Below are 14,117 nucleotides of genomic sequence, written 5' to 3' on the forward strand. Positions count from 1 at the left end.
GAATACGCACACGGCGTCCACGAATACGCACACGGCGTCGGGCAATGCGCACAACGCGTCGGGCAATGCGCACACGGCGTCGGGCGATGCGCACGCGGCGTCGGGCGATGCGCACACGGCGTCGGCGAATGCCTCCGGCCCTGCGCCCGTATCGTCTGCCGCTGCGCCCGTCCCGCCGCCGGCGCTGGCCGCGGCGGACGCATTGCTCGAGCGCTGCACCGATTACCGCTTCGAACCCGCGGAGAGTCCGGCGGTGTCCGCGCTCGCACTGGCGGTCGGCGCGAACCTGCCGGTATTGCTCTGGGGCGAGCCGGGAATCGGGAAGACGGCCGCCCTGCGGCAGCTCGGCGCCGGGCTCGGCATCGCCGTCGAGACCGTGATCGCGAGCGTGCACGAGCCCTCGGACTTCTCCGGCCTGCCGATTGTCGGCCCGGATCCCACCGTGAACGGCGTGCCCATGGCGCCGCCGGACTGGGCGGTCCGGCTCGGGCGGGCCGGGCACGGCCTGTTGTTCCTGGACGAGCTGTCCTCCGCCCCGCCCGCGGTGCAGGCCGCCTTGCTACGCGTGGTGCTGGAGCGCCGGGTCGGCAGCCTCGATCTGCCTCCGCCCGTGCGGATCGTGGCGGCGGCGAATCCGGCGGCGAGCGCGGCCGACGGCTGGCATCTGAGCCCGCCGCTGGCCAATCGCTTCGTGCATCTGGATTGGGTGCACGATCCGGCGGTGGTGTCGCGGGGGCTGGCCGGGACCTGGCCGGCGGTGACGGTGCCGCGGGTGGATGCCGCGGCCGGGACCTCGGCGGTCGCCAAGGCGCGCGGCCTGGTGGCCGGATTCCTGTCCGCGCGACCGACTCTCACCCATCGGCTGCCCTCCGATACCGAGGAGCGAGGCCGGGCCTGGCCGTCGCCGCGCACCTGGGAGATGGTGGTGCGGCTGCTCGCCTTCGGATTCGCCGCGGGCGCGGACGATCAGGCGGTCGCGCTGGCGGTGTCCGGCGCGGTCGGGCCGGGCGCCGGACTGGAACTGCTGTCCTTCATCGCCGAGCTGGATCTGCCGGATCCGGAAGCGGTGCTGGCCGATCCGGCGGCCTTCGCGCTGCCGCGGCGCGGCGACCGGCAACTGGCCTTCCTCACCGCCGTGGTGGCGGCGGTGCAGGGCCGGGTGACGCGGGAACGCTGGGAGGCCGCCTGGGAGGTGCTGGGCAAGGCGGTGCATGCCGGATCACCCGATGTGGCGGCGCGCGCCGCCTTCGATCTGGCGGCGCTGCGCACCGGATTCGATTGGCCCGCACCGGCGGTGCTGGATGCCTTCATCGAGGTGCTGCGGCTGTCCGGGCGAATGCCGGCGCGCTGATGGACGTTTCGCGCGAGCTGGATCGGACCAAGTTGCTGGCGGCCAGGTTTCGCGCCGCCTCCGATCGGCCGTATCTGGCTACAGCCTTGTACGCGCTGACGATGGTGCCCTCCGAGCTGGTGCCGACGCTGGCGGTGGACGCTCGCTGGCGCTGCTATGTGAATGCGGAATTCGTTGCGAGCACCGAGGTTCCGGCGCTGGCCGGGGTACTCATCCACGAGGTGTCGCATCTGCTGCGCGCGCACTTCGAGCGGGCGGCGCAGCTCGCCGAGCCGGTGCATCCGATGCTGGTGAACATCGCGCAGGACTGCGAGATCAATGACGACCTGCTCGAGGACGGGCTGGCGCTGCCCGAGGGCGTGGTGCATCCCGGGCTGTTCGACTGGCCGGCGGGACGGCTGTTCGAGGAGTACCTGCGGCTGCTCGCCAAAGCCGTTGAGGACGCGAAGGATTCGGGTGGCTCCTCGGGTTCCGGGGATGATGACGGGTCCGGCTCGGCGGACCGTCTGGCCGACCGGTTCGGGTTCCCCCTGGGTCCGCGCAACGACTGCGGTTCCGGCGCGGTTCCGGGCGCCCGGCCCTGGGAGTCCGCCGCGGATGCGGAGACGCCCGCCGTGCACGCCGCCGAGGCCGCCGCCCTGCGCAAGTCCACGGCCGAGGCGATCCGCGCGCACGATCGCACCGCCGGTTCGGTCCCGGAAGGCTGGCTGCTGTGGGCGGATCAGACCCTCGAACCCGTCGTCGATTGGCGCACCCGGCTGGCCGGCGGTCTGCGCGAAGCGGTTTCGTGGGCCAGCGGCGCCATCGACTACACCCGCCGGCGTCCCGCGCGCCGCGGTGTCGCGGTGCCGCGCGTGGTCCTGCCCGCCCTGGCGCGGCCGCTCCCCCGGGTGGCGGTCGTCATCGACACCTCCGGCTCCATGCTGCCCGCGGACCTGGCCGCGGCCTATGGCGAGATCACCGGCATACTGCGGACCGTGGGCCTGGGCGGTGATCGCATCACCGTCCTGGCCTGTGACGCCGAGGTCCACTCGGTCCGCCGCATTCACCGCATCGAGGACATCGAGTTGCGCGGCGGGGGCGGCACCGATCTCACCGTCGGCATCGAAGCGGCGCTGCGGCTTCCGCACCGTCCCCAGGTCATCGTGGTGCTCACCGACGGCTATACCCCCTGGCCCGAAGCCGCGCCCGGAGCCCGGTTGATCGCGGTGCTCATCGGCGCCGATCCGCCGCGGCCGCCCGCGTGGATCGAATCCGTCACGGTCGAGCACGCCGGGTCCTGATCCTCAGGCCAGCAGCATGGCCGCTCCGAAATGCCCCTGCGCCATGGCCTCCTGCGCGGGCGTGCACCCCCGCTTGTTCACCAGATCGCGATCGGCTCCCGCGGCGAGCAGGAACATCACCACACCGGACTGTCCGTTGGCGGCCGCCACATGCAGTGCCGTGCGGCCCGCCCCGTCCCGGAAGTCGACCTCCACTCCTTCGTAGAGCAGCATCCCCACGATCTCGGCCCGCCCGTATTCGGCCGCCACGTGCAATGGCCGATCCGGTCCGGCCAGCGGGTCCGCCCCGAATCGCAGCAGGACCCGAACCATCTCCGAATCGCCTACGGCACAAGCCATTCGGAGCGGAGTGCCGTGACGCTCCGCCTGTGCCTCGACATTCGCCCCCACGCCGAGCAGGACCTCCGCGATATCGGCCCGCCGGCTCTGCACGGCCCGATGCAGCGGCGTGAACTGATTTCGCGGATCCCGGCGGTTCGGGTCCGCCCCGCACCGCACCAGCTCTCCCATTTCCTCGACCGCGGCGACTCCCTCGCGCTGCAATGCGCGTTCCATCCGCTGCGCTATCCACGCCTGATATCCCCCGAACAGCAAGGCGAAGCACCCGTCCGCCGTTCCCCCCAGCGCCACCAGCGCCCGTTCCCGCTCCACCGCGACCTCATCGTGCGCGGGCGCCGTCACCCGCCCGTCGCGATACCCGACCTCATGTTCCGCGCCCTGGCACAGCACCTTTTTCGGCATGAGCAACACGCGCCATGGTCGCACTCGGCTCATTCCGGCGCAATGGGATTCGGCAGCGCTCGAATTCCGGTACCGGCGAAGGGATGTCGAGTGCGGCGGCCGTCAGCGGAGTGTCGGTGGGCTGTCAGCGGGGGCGGCGACAGTGTGCAGTACGCCGGATGCACCGCGCGGAGACCGATAGGGAGACAACGATGAACACCGTCACGCTGAGCAAGGACGACCAGCACACCCTGCAGACCGCGGCCTACGGGGTGGTCGCACTGCTGGCCGCCGGGGATGCCGAGTGGAAGATGTCGGCGCGCATCGGGGCGGCCGCCGGGAATGTGGTGCGGACGGCGACCGGGCTGGTGGGTCACGTGCTGAACGACAAGCGGCCGCGGCCGTACCTGAAGGGCCGCACGATCGCCGATATCGCGGACGTCGCGCTACCGGCGATCACGGCCTCGGTGCGGATCCTCGAGGCCCAGGCGCCCGGCGAGGTGGAGAACTTCCGGCGGACCATCGCGACCGCGATCGAGGCGGCCGACTGCTGCCTCGAGGGCCGGGCCAATCCGGCGGCGACGGAGATCATGCGGAAGATCGCCGGGGCGCTCGCGGGCTGAGGTGCAGACTGGGCGGTCGGGAGAGGGTCGGGCCTCTGGTTGGATGGGCACGTGACGAGCGTGCCCTTCCGACTGATCGAATCCGTCCGCATCGACCGGATCATGCCGGCGTGGGCGGAGCACTTCCCGCAGTTCGACACGGTGGTCGGCTATACCGACCTGGGCCACGCCTTCCTGATGAGCAGCCGCACCGGCGAGTACGGAGTGCTCGACCCCTACAGCGCCGGCGCCAAACGCTACGGCGTCTTCACCGAGGTCACCGACTTCATCGACAAGGTCCTCTTCGACCCGTCCTTCGTGACCTACGTCCTCCAGCCCGACCATGTCGCCGCGATCCGCAAACGCCTGGGCCCCCTGGCTGCCGATGAGGTGTACATCGCCACCCCCTACCCCTTCCTGGGCGGCTCCGAGCACCCCGACTCCTACGACAAGGGCGGAGTCTGGGTCTTCTTCGACCTCGTGGCCCAAGCGCACGGCTTCGAATAACCTCGCCTACCCGAGTTCGGCCAGCCGCGGAACCACGGGCGCAACACGGTCGATCCATGCCGCGGGCGACCCACCGGGCGGCATGACAATGGCGGTATCGATCCCGAGCTTGGCGAAATCAGCCATACTCCGGACGAATTCGTCACGCCCATTAGGGTTTTCATACGGGTAGTACGCGAGCACGGTCTTGCGGATCTCCTCGTGATCCCGTCCCACCTCATCGCAATGCCGCCGCAACACCTCGAGCTTGTGCTCGACCTCCGCGCGATCGGAGGCGAACACATTGCACGCATCCCCGTACTGCGCAACCAACCGCAACGTCTTCCGCTCCCCCGCCCCACCGATCAGCACCTTGGGCCGATGCAACGGCTGCGGCGCGCACAAGGTCTCCGCGAGCTGGTAATGCTTCCCCTCGAACGGCCCATTGTTCTCCGGATCCCACATCTGCCCGCAGATCCGCAACGCCTCTTCGAGCCGCTCGAACCGCTCGGCAACCGGCGGATACGCAACCCCCAGCGCCCGATGCTCCCGCTCGAACCAGGCCGCCCCGATCCCCAGCGCCGCCCGTCCGCCGGACAGCACATCGAGCGTGCTGACAATCTTCGCGAGCAACCCCGGATGCCGGTAGGTCACCCCGGTGACCAACAGCCCGAGTTCGATCGAGGACGTGTGCGCCGCCATGAACCCGAGCGTGGTGTACCCCTCCAGCATGTTCGACTCCGCGGGCAACCCGGTCGGCTCGATCTGAAAGAAGTGATCCATGAACGACAGCCATGTCGCCCCCGACGCCTCCGCCGCAACCCCGACCCTCGCCAACTCCCCAGCGATAGCCGTTGCGCCCCCGTCGATCTCGAATATGGGCAAATGAAATCCGAGCTCCATGAGTTCCTCCGATCCAGTCGATGCCCTCATTCTTCTGCCCCGCCCCCACCGCTTCCACGGACTGTCGATCCCTTGCTATCCACCCCGACTTGTGTTGCCCGCCATCGATCGGCACGGGGCGGTTCCAGATGACGCGCCGATGGCCGGCGTGGCGGTTGCCGGATGTTGTCGGGACTGGCCCCTAGGGTGCGTGACGTGGCGGTGTCAGCAGAGGATTCGGTATTGGTGGCGGCAACGGGACTGGTCAAGCACTTCGGTGAGGTCGAGGCCGTGGCCGGGATCGATCTGGCCGTGCGGCGCGGCGAGGTGTTCGGGTTGCTCGGTCCGAACGGAGCGGGGAAGTCGTCGACCATGCGGATGATCGGGTGCGTTTCCCCGCGCAGTCGTGGCGAGTTGCGGGTGCTGGGGCTGGATCCGCAGGTGGCGGGGCCGCGGGTGCGGTCGCGGCTGGGTGTGGTGCCGCAGCAGGACAATCTGGATGGCGAGCTGACCGTCAGGCAGAACCTCGAGATCTACGGCCGGTATTTCGGGCTGTCCAAGGCCGCGGTGCGAGCCAAGGCGACCGAACTGATGGAATTCGCTCAGCTGTCCGAACGCGGCGGGGACCGGGTGGAGTCGCTCTCGGGCGGGATGCAGCGGCGGTTGACCATCGCGCGGTCGCTGGTCAACGACCCGGAACTGCTGCTACTCGACGAACCGACCACCGGCCTGGATCCGCAGGCCCGGCATGCGCTGTGGGACAGGCTGTTCCGGCTCAAGACCGCAGGCGTCACGCAGATTCTCACCACCCACTACATGGACGAGGCCGAGCAATTGTGCGACCGGCTGGTGGTCATGGACGGCGGCCGGATCGTGGCCGAGGGTTCGCCGGCGGACCTGATCGCCCGCTACTGCACGCGCGAGGTGGTGGAGTTGCGCTTCGCCGCCGGCGAGCACGACACCGCCGTGCGCCGGGTCGACGGCGTGGGTGACCGGCTCGAAGTGCTGCCGGATCGAATCCTGGTCTACGACAACAATGGTGAGGCGGCCCTCGAACAGGTTTATGCGCGGGGTTCGCGGCCGCTGTCGAGCCTGGTGCGGCGCGCCACGCTCGAGGATGTGTTCCTGCGGCTCACCGGCCGGACGCTGGCGGATCGATGACGACGACCTCCACGGGCCGCGTCGTCGGCGCCTGGCGGGGCGCCTGGCTGCGGGTCGAGGCGTATTGGGCTTGGTATCGGCGGTATTGGACGGCCACGCTGTTCTCGTCCACGGTGCAGCCGCTGCTGTTCCTGCTCACCATGGGCCTGGGTGTCGGCTCCCAGGTGGATGCCGGCGCGGCGACGGGCGGGGTGTCGTATCTGCGGTATATCGCCCCCGCGCTGCTGGTGGCGGGCGCGATGCAGCAGGGGATCGCCGATTCCGGGTATCGGGTGCTGTCGGGCTTCACCATGCAACGCGACTTCGTCGCGGTGACCGCCACCCCGGTGACACCCGGTCAGATCCTCGGCGGCCATCTGCTCTGGAACGCCGTGCTGCTCACCCTCACCGGGTCCGTGTACGCGCTCGTCGCAGCGCTTTTCGGGGCGTGGTCGAATGCCGGTGTGCTCGCGGTCGTCGGGGTGGGCGTGCTGACCGGGTTGGCGTCCGCGACCCCGATGACCGCGCTGGCGGCCCGGACCTTCGACGAGGGCGGCCGTTTCGCGCTGGTCTTCCGGTTCCTGGTACTGCCCATGACCCTGCTCGCGGGCACGTTCTTCCCCATCACGGCGCTCCCGCTGGTCCTGCGCTGGGCGGCCTGGATCTTCCCGCTGTGGCACGGCATCCAGCTGGCGCGAGCGGCCACGATCGGCGGTGTCGGCGGCTGGGCCGTCGCCGGGCACCTCGCCTATCTCCTCGCGGTCTTCGCGCTGGGATGGGTTGCCGCGCACCGGTTCTTCTACCGCCGGCTGGTGTACTGACATGACCGCAGGCATCGCACCGGCCCGCCGCGGCCTGCTGACCCGGGTGCTGCCGCCCGGCCTGTACAGCGGTCACGTGGGCGCGATCGTCGAACGATCGATCCTGGTGAACCGGCATTCCTGGTTGATGCTGATCTCCGGCGTCGTCGAGCCCCTGGCGTACCTGCTCGCCTTCCGACTCGGCTTCGGCGCGCTGGTCACCCACGTGGACGGCCCGGACGGGCGGCCGATGGGCTACGCCGCCTTCGTCGCGCCCGCCCTGCTGGCCGCCGCCGCGATGAACGGCGCGGTCTACGAGTGCACCTACAACGTCTTCCTGAAATTGCGCTACACCAGGCTCTACGCCGCCATGCACGCCACCCCGATCGGCCCCGCCGATATCGTGCTCGGCGAAATCGGCTGGGCCATCGGACGTTCCGGCCTCTACGCGAGCGCGTTCCTGGCCGTCACCGCCGCCCTGGGTCTGTTCGACTCCTGGTGGGCGCTGGCGCTGCTGCCCGCGGCCGTGCTGGTCGCGTTCACCTTCGCCACGCTCAGCATGGCCCTGGTCACCTACCTGCGCTCCACCGCCCAGTTCGACTTCGTCAACCTGGCCCTGGTTCCCATGTTCCTGTTCTCCACCACATTCTTCCCGCTCACCGTCTACCCCGCCCCGATCCAATGGCTGGTCCGCTGCCTGCCCCTCTACCAGGGCATCGACCTCATGCGCGCCCTCGCCGCCGGCGCCCTGCACGCGGGCCTGCTCGTCAATATCGCCTACCTGACAGCCTTGGGCGCTCTCGGCCTCTACGGCGCCATCCGACGGCTCGACGCTCTCCTCCAGAACTGAGCCGAACTGAACGGACGCGGCCGGTGCGGCTCAGGAGAGCCGCACCGGCCGCGTCGTTCGGACCGTGCCCGCGAGCGGTCAGGGCTTCGGGGCGCAGTTGGGGGGCTGCACGACGCCCTGATTGGCGACATTGTCGCCGAGGAGGACGGTCACCTTCGCTTCGACGGTCTGACCGTTGGCGGTGATCTTGACGGTGAAGGTTTCGGTCTTCTCCTGGGCGGTGGCGGTGCAGAGGGCGGACCAGGCGATCTTCTGGCCGTTGTCGATGATGGAGGACATGACGTAGCCCTTCTTAGGTTCCGCGCTGGTCACCAGTTCGATCTTGGGGGTGACGCCGGCGGGGGCGTCCACCAGGTCGGAGATGGGGGTTTCGGCGCGGCCGAAGGTGTTCACCGAGGCGCGGTCCTCCTTGGCGGTGAGCTTGCCGCCGCCTTGACCGGCGCCGTTGGTCGTGGTGGTGAGGGTATTGGAGGCGGCGGTGGTGTCGAAGGCGCCGTTGGGGGCGAAGCCCTTGACTACGGCTTCGCTGGAGATGGCGGTCTTGTCGGGGGTCTTGCCTTCGACCATGACGATGAGGGTGGCGGATCCGCTCTTGGCCTTGGTGATTTCGCCGAGGTTGAAGACCACCTTCTGGGTGCCCTGGAAAGCGCCGCCGGACTGGTAGACGGTGCTGCCGGGGAGGGTGACTTCGGCGACGACATTGGTGAAGGTGTCGTTGCCGGTGGTGCTCACGGTGAGGGTGCAGGCGACCTCGTCGCCGGGGAAGAGGCTGCCGGGGGTTTGGACGTCGCGGCATTCGTATTTCGAGGTCGGGCCCGCGACGGCGTAGGCGGGGGCGGTGCCGAGCTGCAGGGCGCCGGCGGCGAGCGCGAAGGCCGAGGCGGCCATGGCGGCGCGTTTCAGGGCGGGCTCGAGGGCGATGGTCATGGTCTTCACACCTTTCTGGTGGGTTGATCAGCCCCACGTCGACTGCGGTTCGGATCACCCGTGCTTTTGTTTCCGCACCGATGGTCCGAGGCGCGACTCTGCATCCACCAATGAACGACTAACGGTCCCGAAAACCCTTGTCAGCGGGTGTCGGTGCGCTGTCAGGCCGCTGTCAGCGGCGGCGGGCACCGTATGAATCACGCCGAACGGCGCCACACCGACCGAAAGGGAGCAAGACAATGAGCACCATCACCCTGAGCCAGGACGACCAGCGGACCGTGCAGACCGCCGCGCACGGAGTCGTCACCCTGCTGGCTTGTGCCGATCGGGGCCGTGCCGGAGCCATCAGCATGGCAGCGGCCACAGCGCTGACCTCGGCGACGGGGCTGGTCGGGCACATCGTCAATGACAAGAAGGCGAAGCCGAATGTGAAGGGCCGCACCGTGGCCGACATCGCCGATATCGTGCTGCCCGCCCTCACCGCGTCGGTGCGGATTCTGGCGGCCGAGGCCCCGGAGGAGGCCGACAACTTCCGCGGCACCATCGGCACGGCGATCAGCGCCGCCGAGCAGGTGCACGGCGGGCGGCCGCATCCGGCCGCCGCCGAGCTGATCCGCAAGATCAACGGTGCGCTCGCGGCGTGAGATCCCTACTGCTTCAGCAGTTCCAGCAGGGCTCGGTGCGGCAGGGCGGGCGAGAAGTTCCCGTCCCTGCCGGTCATGTCCCGATTGACGATGAGCGAGTTCAGGACCGCTTCCTCGACGGCGTGCGCGGTCGCCGCGTAGAAGAGGTTCATACGGTTCCACGGCATCATCCGGTGCGATTCGATCTCGGTCTCCGAGATCTCCCCGACGGGAAAGTTCGTGGTGGATTCGCGGTCGTCGGCGGTGGAGAAGGCCAGGAAGATGTCGCCGGAGAAGAAGCTGCCGGTGGTCCCGGTTCTGGCCAGCCCCATGGGAACCCGGCGCGCGAGCGCCTTGCACTGCCCGGGCGAGAGCGGGGCATCGGTCGCCACGATGGCGATGACCGATCCGGCGCCGGCCGGGGCGGGCGGTTCGGGGCGCAGCGGCGCCCGCATCGGATCGGGTACGTCGAGCCGGGTTCCGACGGGGCGGCCGAGCACGGTCAGTTCCGCGCGGGCGCCGAAGTTGGCCTGAACGAAGACGCCGAGGGTGAAAGTCTCTGCGCCGAAGGCGATTCGGCGTGAGGAGGTGCCGCTGCCGCCCTTGAAGCCGTAGCAGTTCATACCGGTGCCGCCACCCACCGAGCCCTCGGCGACCGGGCCGGAGCGTGCCGAGTCCAGAGCGCGCCGCACCACCGCGGGCGTCACGTGCCCGCCATTGATGTCGTTGAGGTAGCCGTCCCAGGTCTCCGCGCACACCGGCAGCAGCCACTCCCGGCCCCGGCCCGCGTGCACCTCGTTGACCCACTCGATGACGCCCGTATGGCACTCGCCGACCGCGTGAGTGTTGGAAATCGTAATGGGCACAGCCAATTCCCCCACCTCGTCGATCCAGGTGGTGCCGGTCATCTCGCCATTGCCATTGAGCGAGAACCACCCCGCCGAGCACGGCCGCCCCAGCCCGGCCCGCCCGCGCGGCAGGATGGCGGTGACCCCGGTGCGCACCGGTCCGCGCCCGACCGACAGCGCGCCCTCGCCTTCGATGAGCGTCCGATACCCGACCTCGACGCCCGCCACATCGGTGATGGCATTGAAAGGCCCGGGTGTACCGGGAAATTCGAGTCCGATATCGCGCGCCCGCGGTTGCCCTGTCGATGTCATGCGATCCACCGAACCACATTTCGAGCGATCCGGCCGGAAACCTCCGGGAAGCTTTCCGGCCGGAACCTCTGTTGCAGGGGAGATGAACGAGTTCAACGAGAACGTGATCGCCGAGTTCCGCGCCAATGGCGGCAAGGTCGGCGGCACCTTCGAGGGCCGGTACATGGTCCTCATCACCACCACGGGCGCCAAGTCGGGCCGCCAGGTCACCAACCCGCTGGTCTACGTCCCCGACACCGATCGCATCGTGCTGATCGCCTCCAATGGCGGATCCGACAAGCACCCCGCCTGGTATCACAATCTGCGCGCCAACCCCCGGCTCACGGTGGAGCTCGGCGCCGAAACCTACACCGGCAAGGCCGAATTCCTCACCGGTGACGAGGCCGAGACTCTTTTCAACCGCATGGTCGAGCTCCTGCCGGAGTTCGCCAACTACCGCGCGAAGACCACCCGGCGGATCCCCGTGATCGCCGTCTACCGCGAATCGGCCTGACCCGCACCGGCCGAGACCGGGACGCCGCCCAACTGGTGCAGCAGGTCGGCGGTGGTCGCCACCGCCCCGCAGCGGCGGGTGACGTAGTTCAACGCCATCAGATGCTCGTCACGCGTGAAGTCCGCGGTGGCGTCCTGCACCAGGAACGGGTGGATATCGGACATGAACGCGTCCGCCGCGCTCAGCATGCAACCCATGTGGGTGTACACGCCGGTGACGATCAGCTGATCACGGTTGTAGAAGCTGAGCAGATCACGCAGGTCGGTGCGCTGAAACGCGGAGTACCGCCACTTGGTGACCTGAATGTCGCGCGGCGTGGGCCGCAGTTCCTCGATCACCTCGGTGTCCGGGCCCACGGACATGCCGCTGCCCCAGAAGTCGGCCAGAATCCCACGCCGGGAAGGATGCTGGTTACCGGGCTGCATGGTGTAGATGACCGGAACGCCGAGGTCGTGGCAGCGGGCGCGCAGGGTCGCGATGTTGTCGATCAGCGTGCTCGCGGGATCGCGTGTGGTGTCGTAGGCCGAGATGAAGTACTGCTGCATATCGTGGATGAGCAGCGCCGCACGGCTGGGATCGACGGTCCAGTCGACCTGATTCGGGGTTACCTCGTCGACGGTCGGCATGGAGTAGGGAGCGATTGGCGGGATAGGCATGGAAACTCCGGTGATCGTTTGTGGATCGGCGACCCACTGATTTCGTAAGGGCCGGGTAACTCATCGGGTACGTCCAAAATTCAGCCACCCGCCCGACCGCCGGCACGCGTGCGCGTCTCCGACGGCTCTCGGCCGGGCGCTGAAGTTCCGGGGAGGCGGGGCAGTCAGGCGACGGTGACCGGTACGTCGGAAATTCCCAGGGGGCCGAGGATGCGCTGGAATTTGCCGGTGGTCTCGGCCAATTCGGCGGCCGGATCGGATTCGGCCACAATGCCGCCGCCCGCATGGGCGAGCAGGCTGCGGCCGTCGGCGGCGAGTTCGGCGCAGCGAATACTGACCATCCATTCGCCATTGCCTTCGGCATCGCACCAGCCCACCGCGCCCGCGTAGAAACCGCGGTCGCCCTCGAGATCCGCGATGAGGCGCGCGGCCGCGGCGGTCGGAGTGCCGCAGATCGCGGGCGTGGGGTGCAGCGCGGCCGCGAGTTCGAGCGCGGACGGGCCGTCGACCGGCACGGTGGCAGTGATGGGGGTCCCGAGATGCCACATCTCCGGAGTGCTCGTGAGCTCCGGACCGGCGGGGGTGTGCACGGTGGCGCAGCGGTCGCGCAGCACACCGCTGACCTGATCCACCACATAACCGTGCTCGTGCTGGTCTTTGGCCGAGCCGAGCAGATTGTCGGCGGCCGCGCGGTCGGCGTCGGAATCCGGTGCGCGCCGGGCCGAACCCGCCAGCGGATGGCTCAGCACCTCCGATCCCGCACGGCGAACCAGGATTTCAGGGCTGGATCCGACCAGATGCTTGCCGTGATACGCCTCACCCGCACCGGACAGGTCGACCAGGAATCCATTGCCGACCGGATCGGTGGCGACGAGCAGATCCAGCAGTTCGGCGGCCCGGATGGGCTGCTCGGCCCGTGCGCGAATCGACCGCGCCAGCACCACCTTCCGGATCGAGTGAATCGGATCGGCCAGCAGGCGGACCGCGGCGGCGACGCGCTCCATATGAGCGCTCGGCGGCACCGCGGAATCGATCTCGAACCGGGGTAGGCCCTCCGGCGCGGCGGGCCGGTAGGCGGTGTCCCGCACCGACACCGACTGCGGCGCGAACAGTGCGGCGGGCGCGCCGACCTCGAAAGGCAATGCGCCGACAATGTATTCGACCTGCCCGCTGCGCAGCGCGGCGACGGCCTCGGCGGCGGAGTTGAATACCCGGCCGATGCCGTGCGCGACCACGGTCCGGTGCGGACGGGCCAGGATAAAGGCGGGTTCCGAGGTATCGGGGGTGGTGGCGGAAATGGGGATCATCCTCTCGGGTCACATGTCGAGCGTCGCGCCGCCGTCCACCCGCAGATCGTGCAGGGTGATGTGGCGGGCGTCGTCGGATACCAGGAAGCGGACCGCCGCGGCGATATCGGCGGGAGCGGCAATGCGCCGCAGGGGAATTCCGAGGCGGTAGGCCGTCGGATCACCATCGAGCAGAGCGGTGTGCGATGCCGCGTCGAGCGGCTGGTCGCCGTCGGCGAACATGCCGCGCAGCATGGGGGTGTCGGTGGAGCCGGGCGAGACCAGGTTCACCCGGACGCCGTGCGGGGCGACCTGCAGGGCGAGGGCGCGGGTGAAGGCGGTGGCCGCGGCCTTGGAGGCGCAGTAGGCGGCCATGCCGACGCGCGGAGTGCTTGCGGCATTGGAGGATACGACGACGATGGCGCCGCCGCCCGCCGCCACCATGTCATTGGCGGCGCGCTGGATGACGTGCACGGTGCCGGTGGCATTGACCGCCAGCGAGCGCTCCCAATCCTCCGGCGTGGTGTCCAGGCCGGTGCCCGCGAGCATGATTCCGGCGGCGTGCACCACCACATCGGCCGGGCCGTGCACGGCCACCAGTTTGTCGAAGGCGTCCGCGACTGCGCTACGGTCGGTGACGTCCACCTGCACGGCGGTGACGGAAGCTTGTGTGCCGGAGCTTATTTCCCGTGCCACCTGGTGGACCCGCGGATCTCGGTCCCACAGCGATATCGCGCCGGCGTCGCTCGCGAGGGCCGCCGCGACGGCGGCTCCGATACCCGCGGCGGCTCCGGTCACGACGACCACGCGCTTACCCGAATCGATCATGACCATAAGGTTAGCCTAACCTGATAAGAA

Annotated in this window: 16 protein-coding genes; 9 read left to right on the plus strand and 7 right to left on the minus strand. The window is 69.3% G+C overall.

Annotated features, from left to right (window positions below; translation table 11 throughout):
- The first annotated feature begins 253 nt into the window (after positions 1-253).
- Positions 254-1,351 (plus strand): AAA family ATPase, encoded by a 1,098-nt coding sequence (locus tag ACYQ5L_RS29010; protein ID WP_459961406.1) that lies wholly within the window; start codon positions 254-256, stop codon positions 1,349-1,351.
- Positions 1,351-2,634 (plus strand): vWA domain-containing protein, encoded by a 1,284-nt coding sequence (locus ACYQ5L_RS29015; protein ID WP_459961407.1) that lies wholly within the window; start codon positions 1,351-1,353, stop codon positions 2,632-2,634. The genes ACYQ5L_RS29010 and ACYQ5L_RS29015 overlap by 1 nt, the downstream gene beginning before the upstream one ends.
- 3 nt (positions 2,635-2,637) lie before the next feature.
- Here ACYQ5L_RS29015 and ACYQ5L_RS29020 read toward each other — a convergent pair whose 3' ends face one another.
- Positions 2,638-3,399: an ankyrin repeat domain-containing protein gene (locus ACYQ5L_RS29020; protein WP_459961408.1), complete on the minus strand. Its 762-nt coding sequence runs from the start codon at positions 3,397-3,399 to the stop codon at positions 2,638-2,640.
- 167 nt (positions 3,400-3,566) lie between these two features.
- Between ACYQ5L_RS29020 and ACYQ5L_RS29025 the strand changes: the two genes are divergently transcribed.
- Positions 3,567-3,977, plus strand: a complete 411-nt coding sequence (locus ACYQ5L_RS29025; protein WP_459961409.1) for a hypothetical protein — start codon at positions 3,567-3,569, stop codon at positions 3,975-3,977.
- Between the two features lie 51 nt (positions 3,978-4,028).
- Positions 4,029-4,463, plus strand: coding sequence for a T6SS immunity protein Tdi1 domain-containing protein (locus ACYQ5L_RS29030; RefSeq protein ID WP_459961410.1), 435 nt, complete (start codon positions 4,029-4,031; stop codon positions 4,461-4,463).
- 6 nt (positions 4,464-4,469) lie between these two features.
- Here the strand turns inward: ACYQ5L_RS29030 and ACYQ5L_RS29035 are convergent, their stop codons facing one another.
- Complete coding sequence (locus tag ACYQ5L_RS29035; protein ID WP_459961411.1) at positions 4,470-5,345, minus strand: LLM class F420-dependent oxidoreductase; 876 nt, start codon at positions 5,343-5,345, stop codon at positions 4,470-4,472.
- Positions 5,346-5,540: 195 nt separating this feature from the next.
- Between ACYQ5L_RS29035 and ACYQ5L_RS29040 the strand changes: the two genes are divergently transcribed.
- The 3 genes from ACYQ5L_RS29040 to ACYQ5L_RS29050 are packed head-to-tail and all read left to right on the plus strand — an operon-like array spanning position 5,541 to position 8,114.
- Complete coding sequence (locus tag ACYQ5L_RS29040) at positions 5,541-6,485, plus strand: ABC transporter ATP-binding protein (RefSeq protein WP_459961412.1); 945 nt, start codon at positions 5,541-5,543, stop codon at positions 6,483-6,485.
- Entirely contained in the window at positions 6,482-7,285 is an 804-nt protein-coding gene (locus tag ACYQ5L_RS29045) for an ABC transporter permease (RefSeq protein ID WP_459961413.1), read from the plus strand. Before ACYQ5L_RS29040 ends, ACYQ5L_RS29045 begins: the two co-directional genes overlap by 4 nt.
- Position 7,286: 1 nt before the next feature.
- Positions 7,287-8,114, plus strand: coding sequence for an ABC transporter permease (locus tag ACYQ5L_RS29050; protein ID WP_459961414.1), 828 nt, complete (start codon positions 7,287-7,289; stop codon positions 8,112-8,114).
- A 78-nt stretch (positions 8,115-8,192) separates the two neighbouring features.
- Here the strand turns inward: ACYQ5L_RS29050 and ACYQ5L_RS29055 are convergent, their stop codons facing one another.
- Positions 8,193-9,041 carry a hypothetical protein gene (locus tag ACYQ5L_RS29055; RefSeq protein ID WP_459961415.1) on the minus strand — a complete coding sequence of 283 codons (849 nt, stop codon included), beginning with the start codon at positions 9,039-9,041 and terminating at the stop codon, positions 8,193-8,195.
- 239 nt (positions 9,042-9,280) lie between these two features.
- Here ACYQ5L_RS29055 and ACYQ5L_RS29060 point away from each other — a divergent pair, with 239 nt between their 5' ends.
- Complete coding sequence (locus tag ACYQ5L_RS29060; protein WP_459961416.1) at positions 9,281-9,685, plus strand: hypothetical protein; 405 nt, start codon at positions 9,281-9,283, stop codon at positions 9,683-9,685.
- A 5-nt stretch (positions 9,686-9,690) separates the two neighbouring features.
- On the opposite strand, the gene ACYQ5L_RS29065 is transcribed toward ACYQ5L_RS29060, so the two are convergent.
- Positions 9,691-10,824, minus strand: a complete 1,134-nt coding sequence (locus ACYQ5L_RS29065; RefSeq protein WP_459961417.1) for a DmpA family aminopeptidase — start codon at positions 10,822-10,824, stop codon at positions 9,691-9,693.
- A gap of 82 nt (positions 10,825-10,906) precedes the next feature.
- On the opposite strand from ACYQ5L_RS29065, the gene ACYQ5L_RS29070 reads away from it, so the two are divergent.
- Positions 10,907-11,317: a nitroreductase family deazaflavin-dependent oxidoreductase gene (locus ACYQ5L_RS29070; RefSeq protein WP_459961418.1), complete on the plus strand. Its 411-nt coding sequence runs from the start codon at positions 10,907-10,909 to the stop codon at positions 11,315-11,317.
- On the opposite strand, the gene ACYQ5L_RS29075 is transcribed toward ACYQ5L_RS29070, so the two are convergent.
- The 3 genes from ACYQ5L_RS29075 to ACYQ5L_RS29085 form a co-directional block, all read right to left on the minus strand.
- Positions 11,299-11,973 carry an isochorismatase family protein gene (locus ACYQ5L_RS29075; RefSeq protein ID WP_459961419.1) on the minus strand — a complete coding sequence of 225 codons (675 nt, stop codon included), beginning with the start codon at positions 11,971-11,973 and terminating at the stop codon, positions 11,299-11,301. The two genes, ACYQ5L_RS29070 and ACYQ5L_RS29075, sit on opposite strands and share 19 nt — an antisense overlap.
- Positions 11,974-12,137: 164 nt before the next feature.
- Complete coding sequence (locus ACYQ5L_RS29080) at positions 12,138-13,280, minus strand: isochorismate synthase (protein WP_459961420.1); 1,143 nt, start codon at positions 13,278-13,280, stop codon at positions 12,138-12,140.
- A 9-nt stretch (positions 13,281-13,289) separates the two neighbouring features.
- Complete coding sequence (locus tag ACYQ5L_RS29085; protein ID WP_459961421.1) at positions 13,290-14,093, minus strand: SDR family oxidoreductase; 804 nt, start codon at positions 14,091-14,093, stop codon at positions 13,290-13,292.
- Between the last annotated feature and the right edge of the window lie 24 nt (positions 14,094-14,117).

It is taken from the genome of Nocardia sp. IFM 10818, assembly GCF_054655275.1.

Bases quoted from the DNA above. Each gene is read 5' to 3' on its own strand.
- ACYQ5L_RS29015 (WP_459961407.1), top strand. From the start codon at position 1,351: ATGGACGTTTCGCGCGAGCTGGATCGGACCAAGTTGCTGGCGGCCAGG.
- ACYQ5L_RS29025 (WP_459961409.1), top strand. From the start codon at position 3,567: ATGAACACCGTCACGCTGAGCAAGGACGACCAGCACACCCTGCAGACC.
- ACYQ5L_RS29050 (WP_459961414.1), top strand. From the start codon at position 7,287: ATGACCGCAGGCATCGCACCGGCCCGCCGCGGCCTGCTGACCCGGGTG.
- ACYQ5L_RS29075 (WP_459961419.1), bottom strand. From the start codon at position 11,973: ATGCCTATCCCGCCAATCGCTCCCTACTCCATGCCGACCGTCGACGAG.
- ACYQ5L_RS29055 (WP_459961415.1), bottom strand. From the start codon at position 9,041: ATGACCATCGCCCTCGAGCCCGCCCTGAAACGCGCCGCCATGGCCGCC.
- ACYQ5L_RS29035 (WP_459961411.1), bottom strand. From the start codon at position 5,345: ATGGAGCTCGGATTTCATTTGCCCATATTCGAGATCGACGGGGGCGCA.
- ACYQ5L_RS29085 (WP_459961421.1), bottom strand. From the start codon at position 14,093: ATGGTCATGATCGATTCGGGTAAGCGCGTGGTCGTCGTGACCGGAGCC.
- ACYQ5L_RS29070 (WP_459961418.1), top strand. From the start codon at position 10,907: ATGAACGAGTTCAACGAGAACGTGATCGCCGAGTTCCGCGCCAATGGC.
- ACYQ5L_RS29065 (WP_459961417.1), bottom strand. From the start codon at position 10,824: ATGACATCGACAGGGCAACCGCGGGCGCGCGATATCGGACTCGAATTT.
- ACYQ5L_RS29045 (WP_459961413.1), top strand. From the start codon at position 6,482: ATGACGACGACCTCCACGGGCCGCGTCGTCGGCGCCTGGCGGGGCGCC.
- ACYQ5L_RS29060 (WP_459961416.1), top strand. From the start codon at position 9,281: ATGAGCACCATCACCCTGAGCCAGGACGACCAGCGGACCGTGCAGACC.
- ACYQ5L_RS29080 (WP_459961420.1), bottom strand. From the start codon at position 13,280: ATGATCCCCATTTCCGCCACCACCCCCGATACCTCGGAACCCGCCTTT.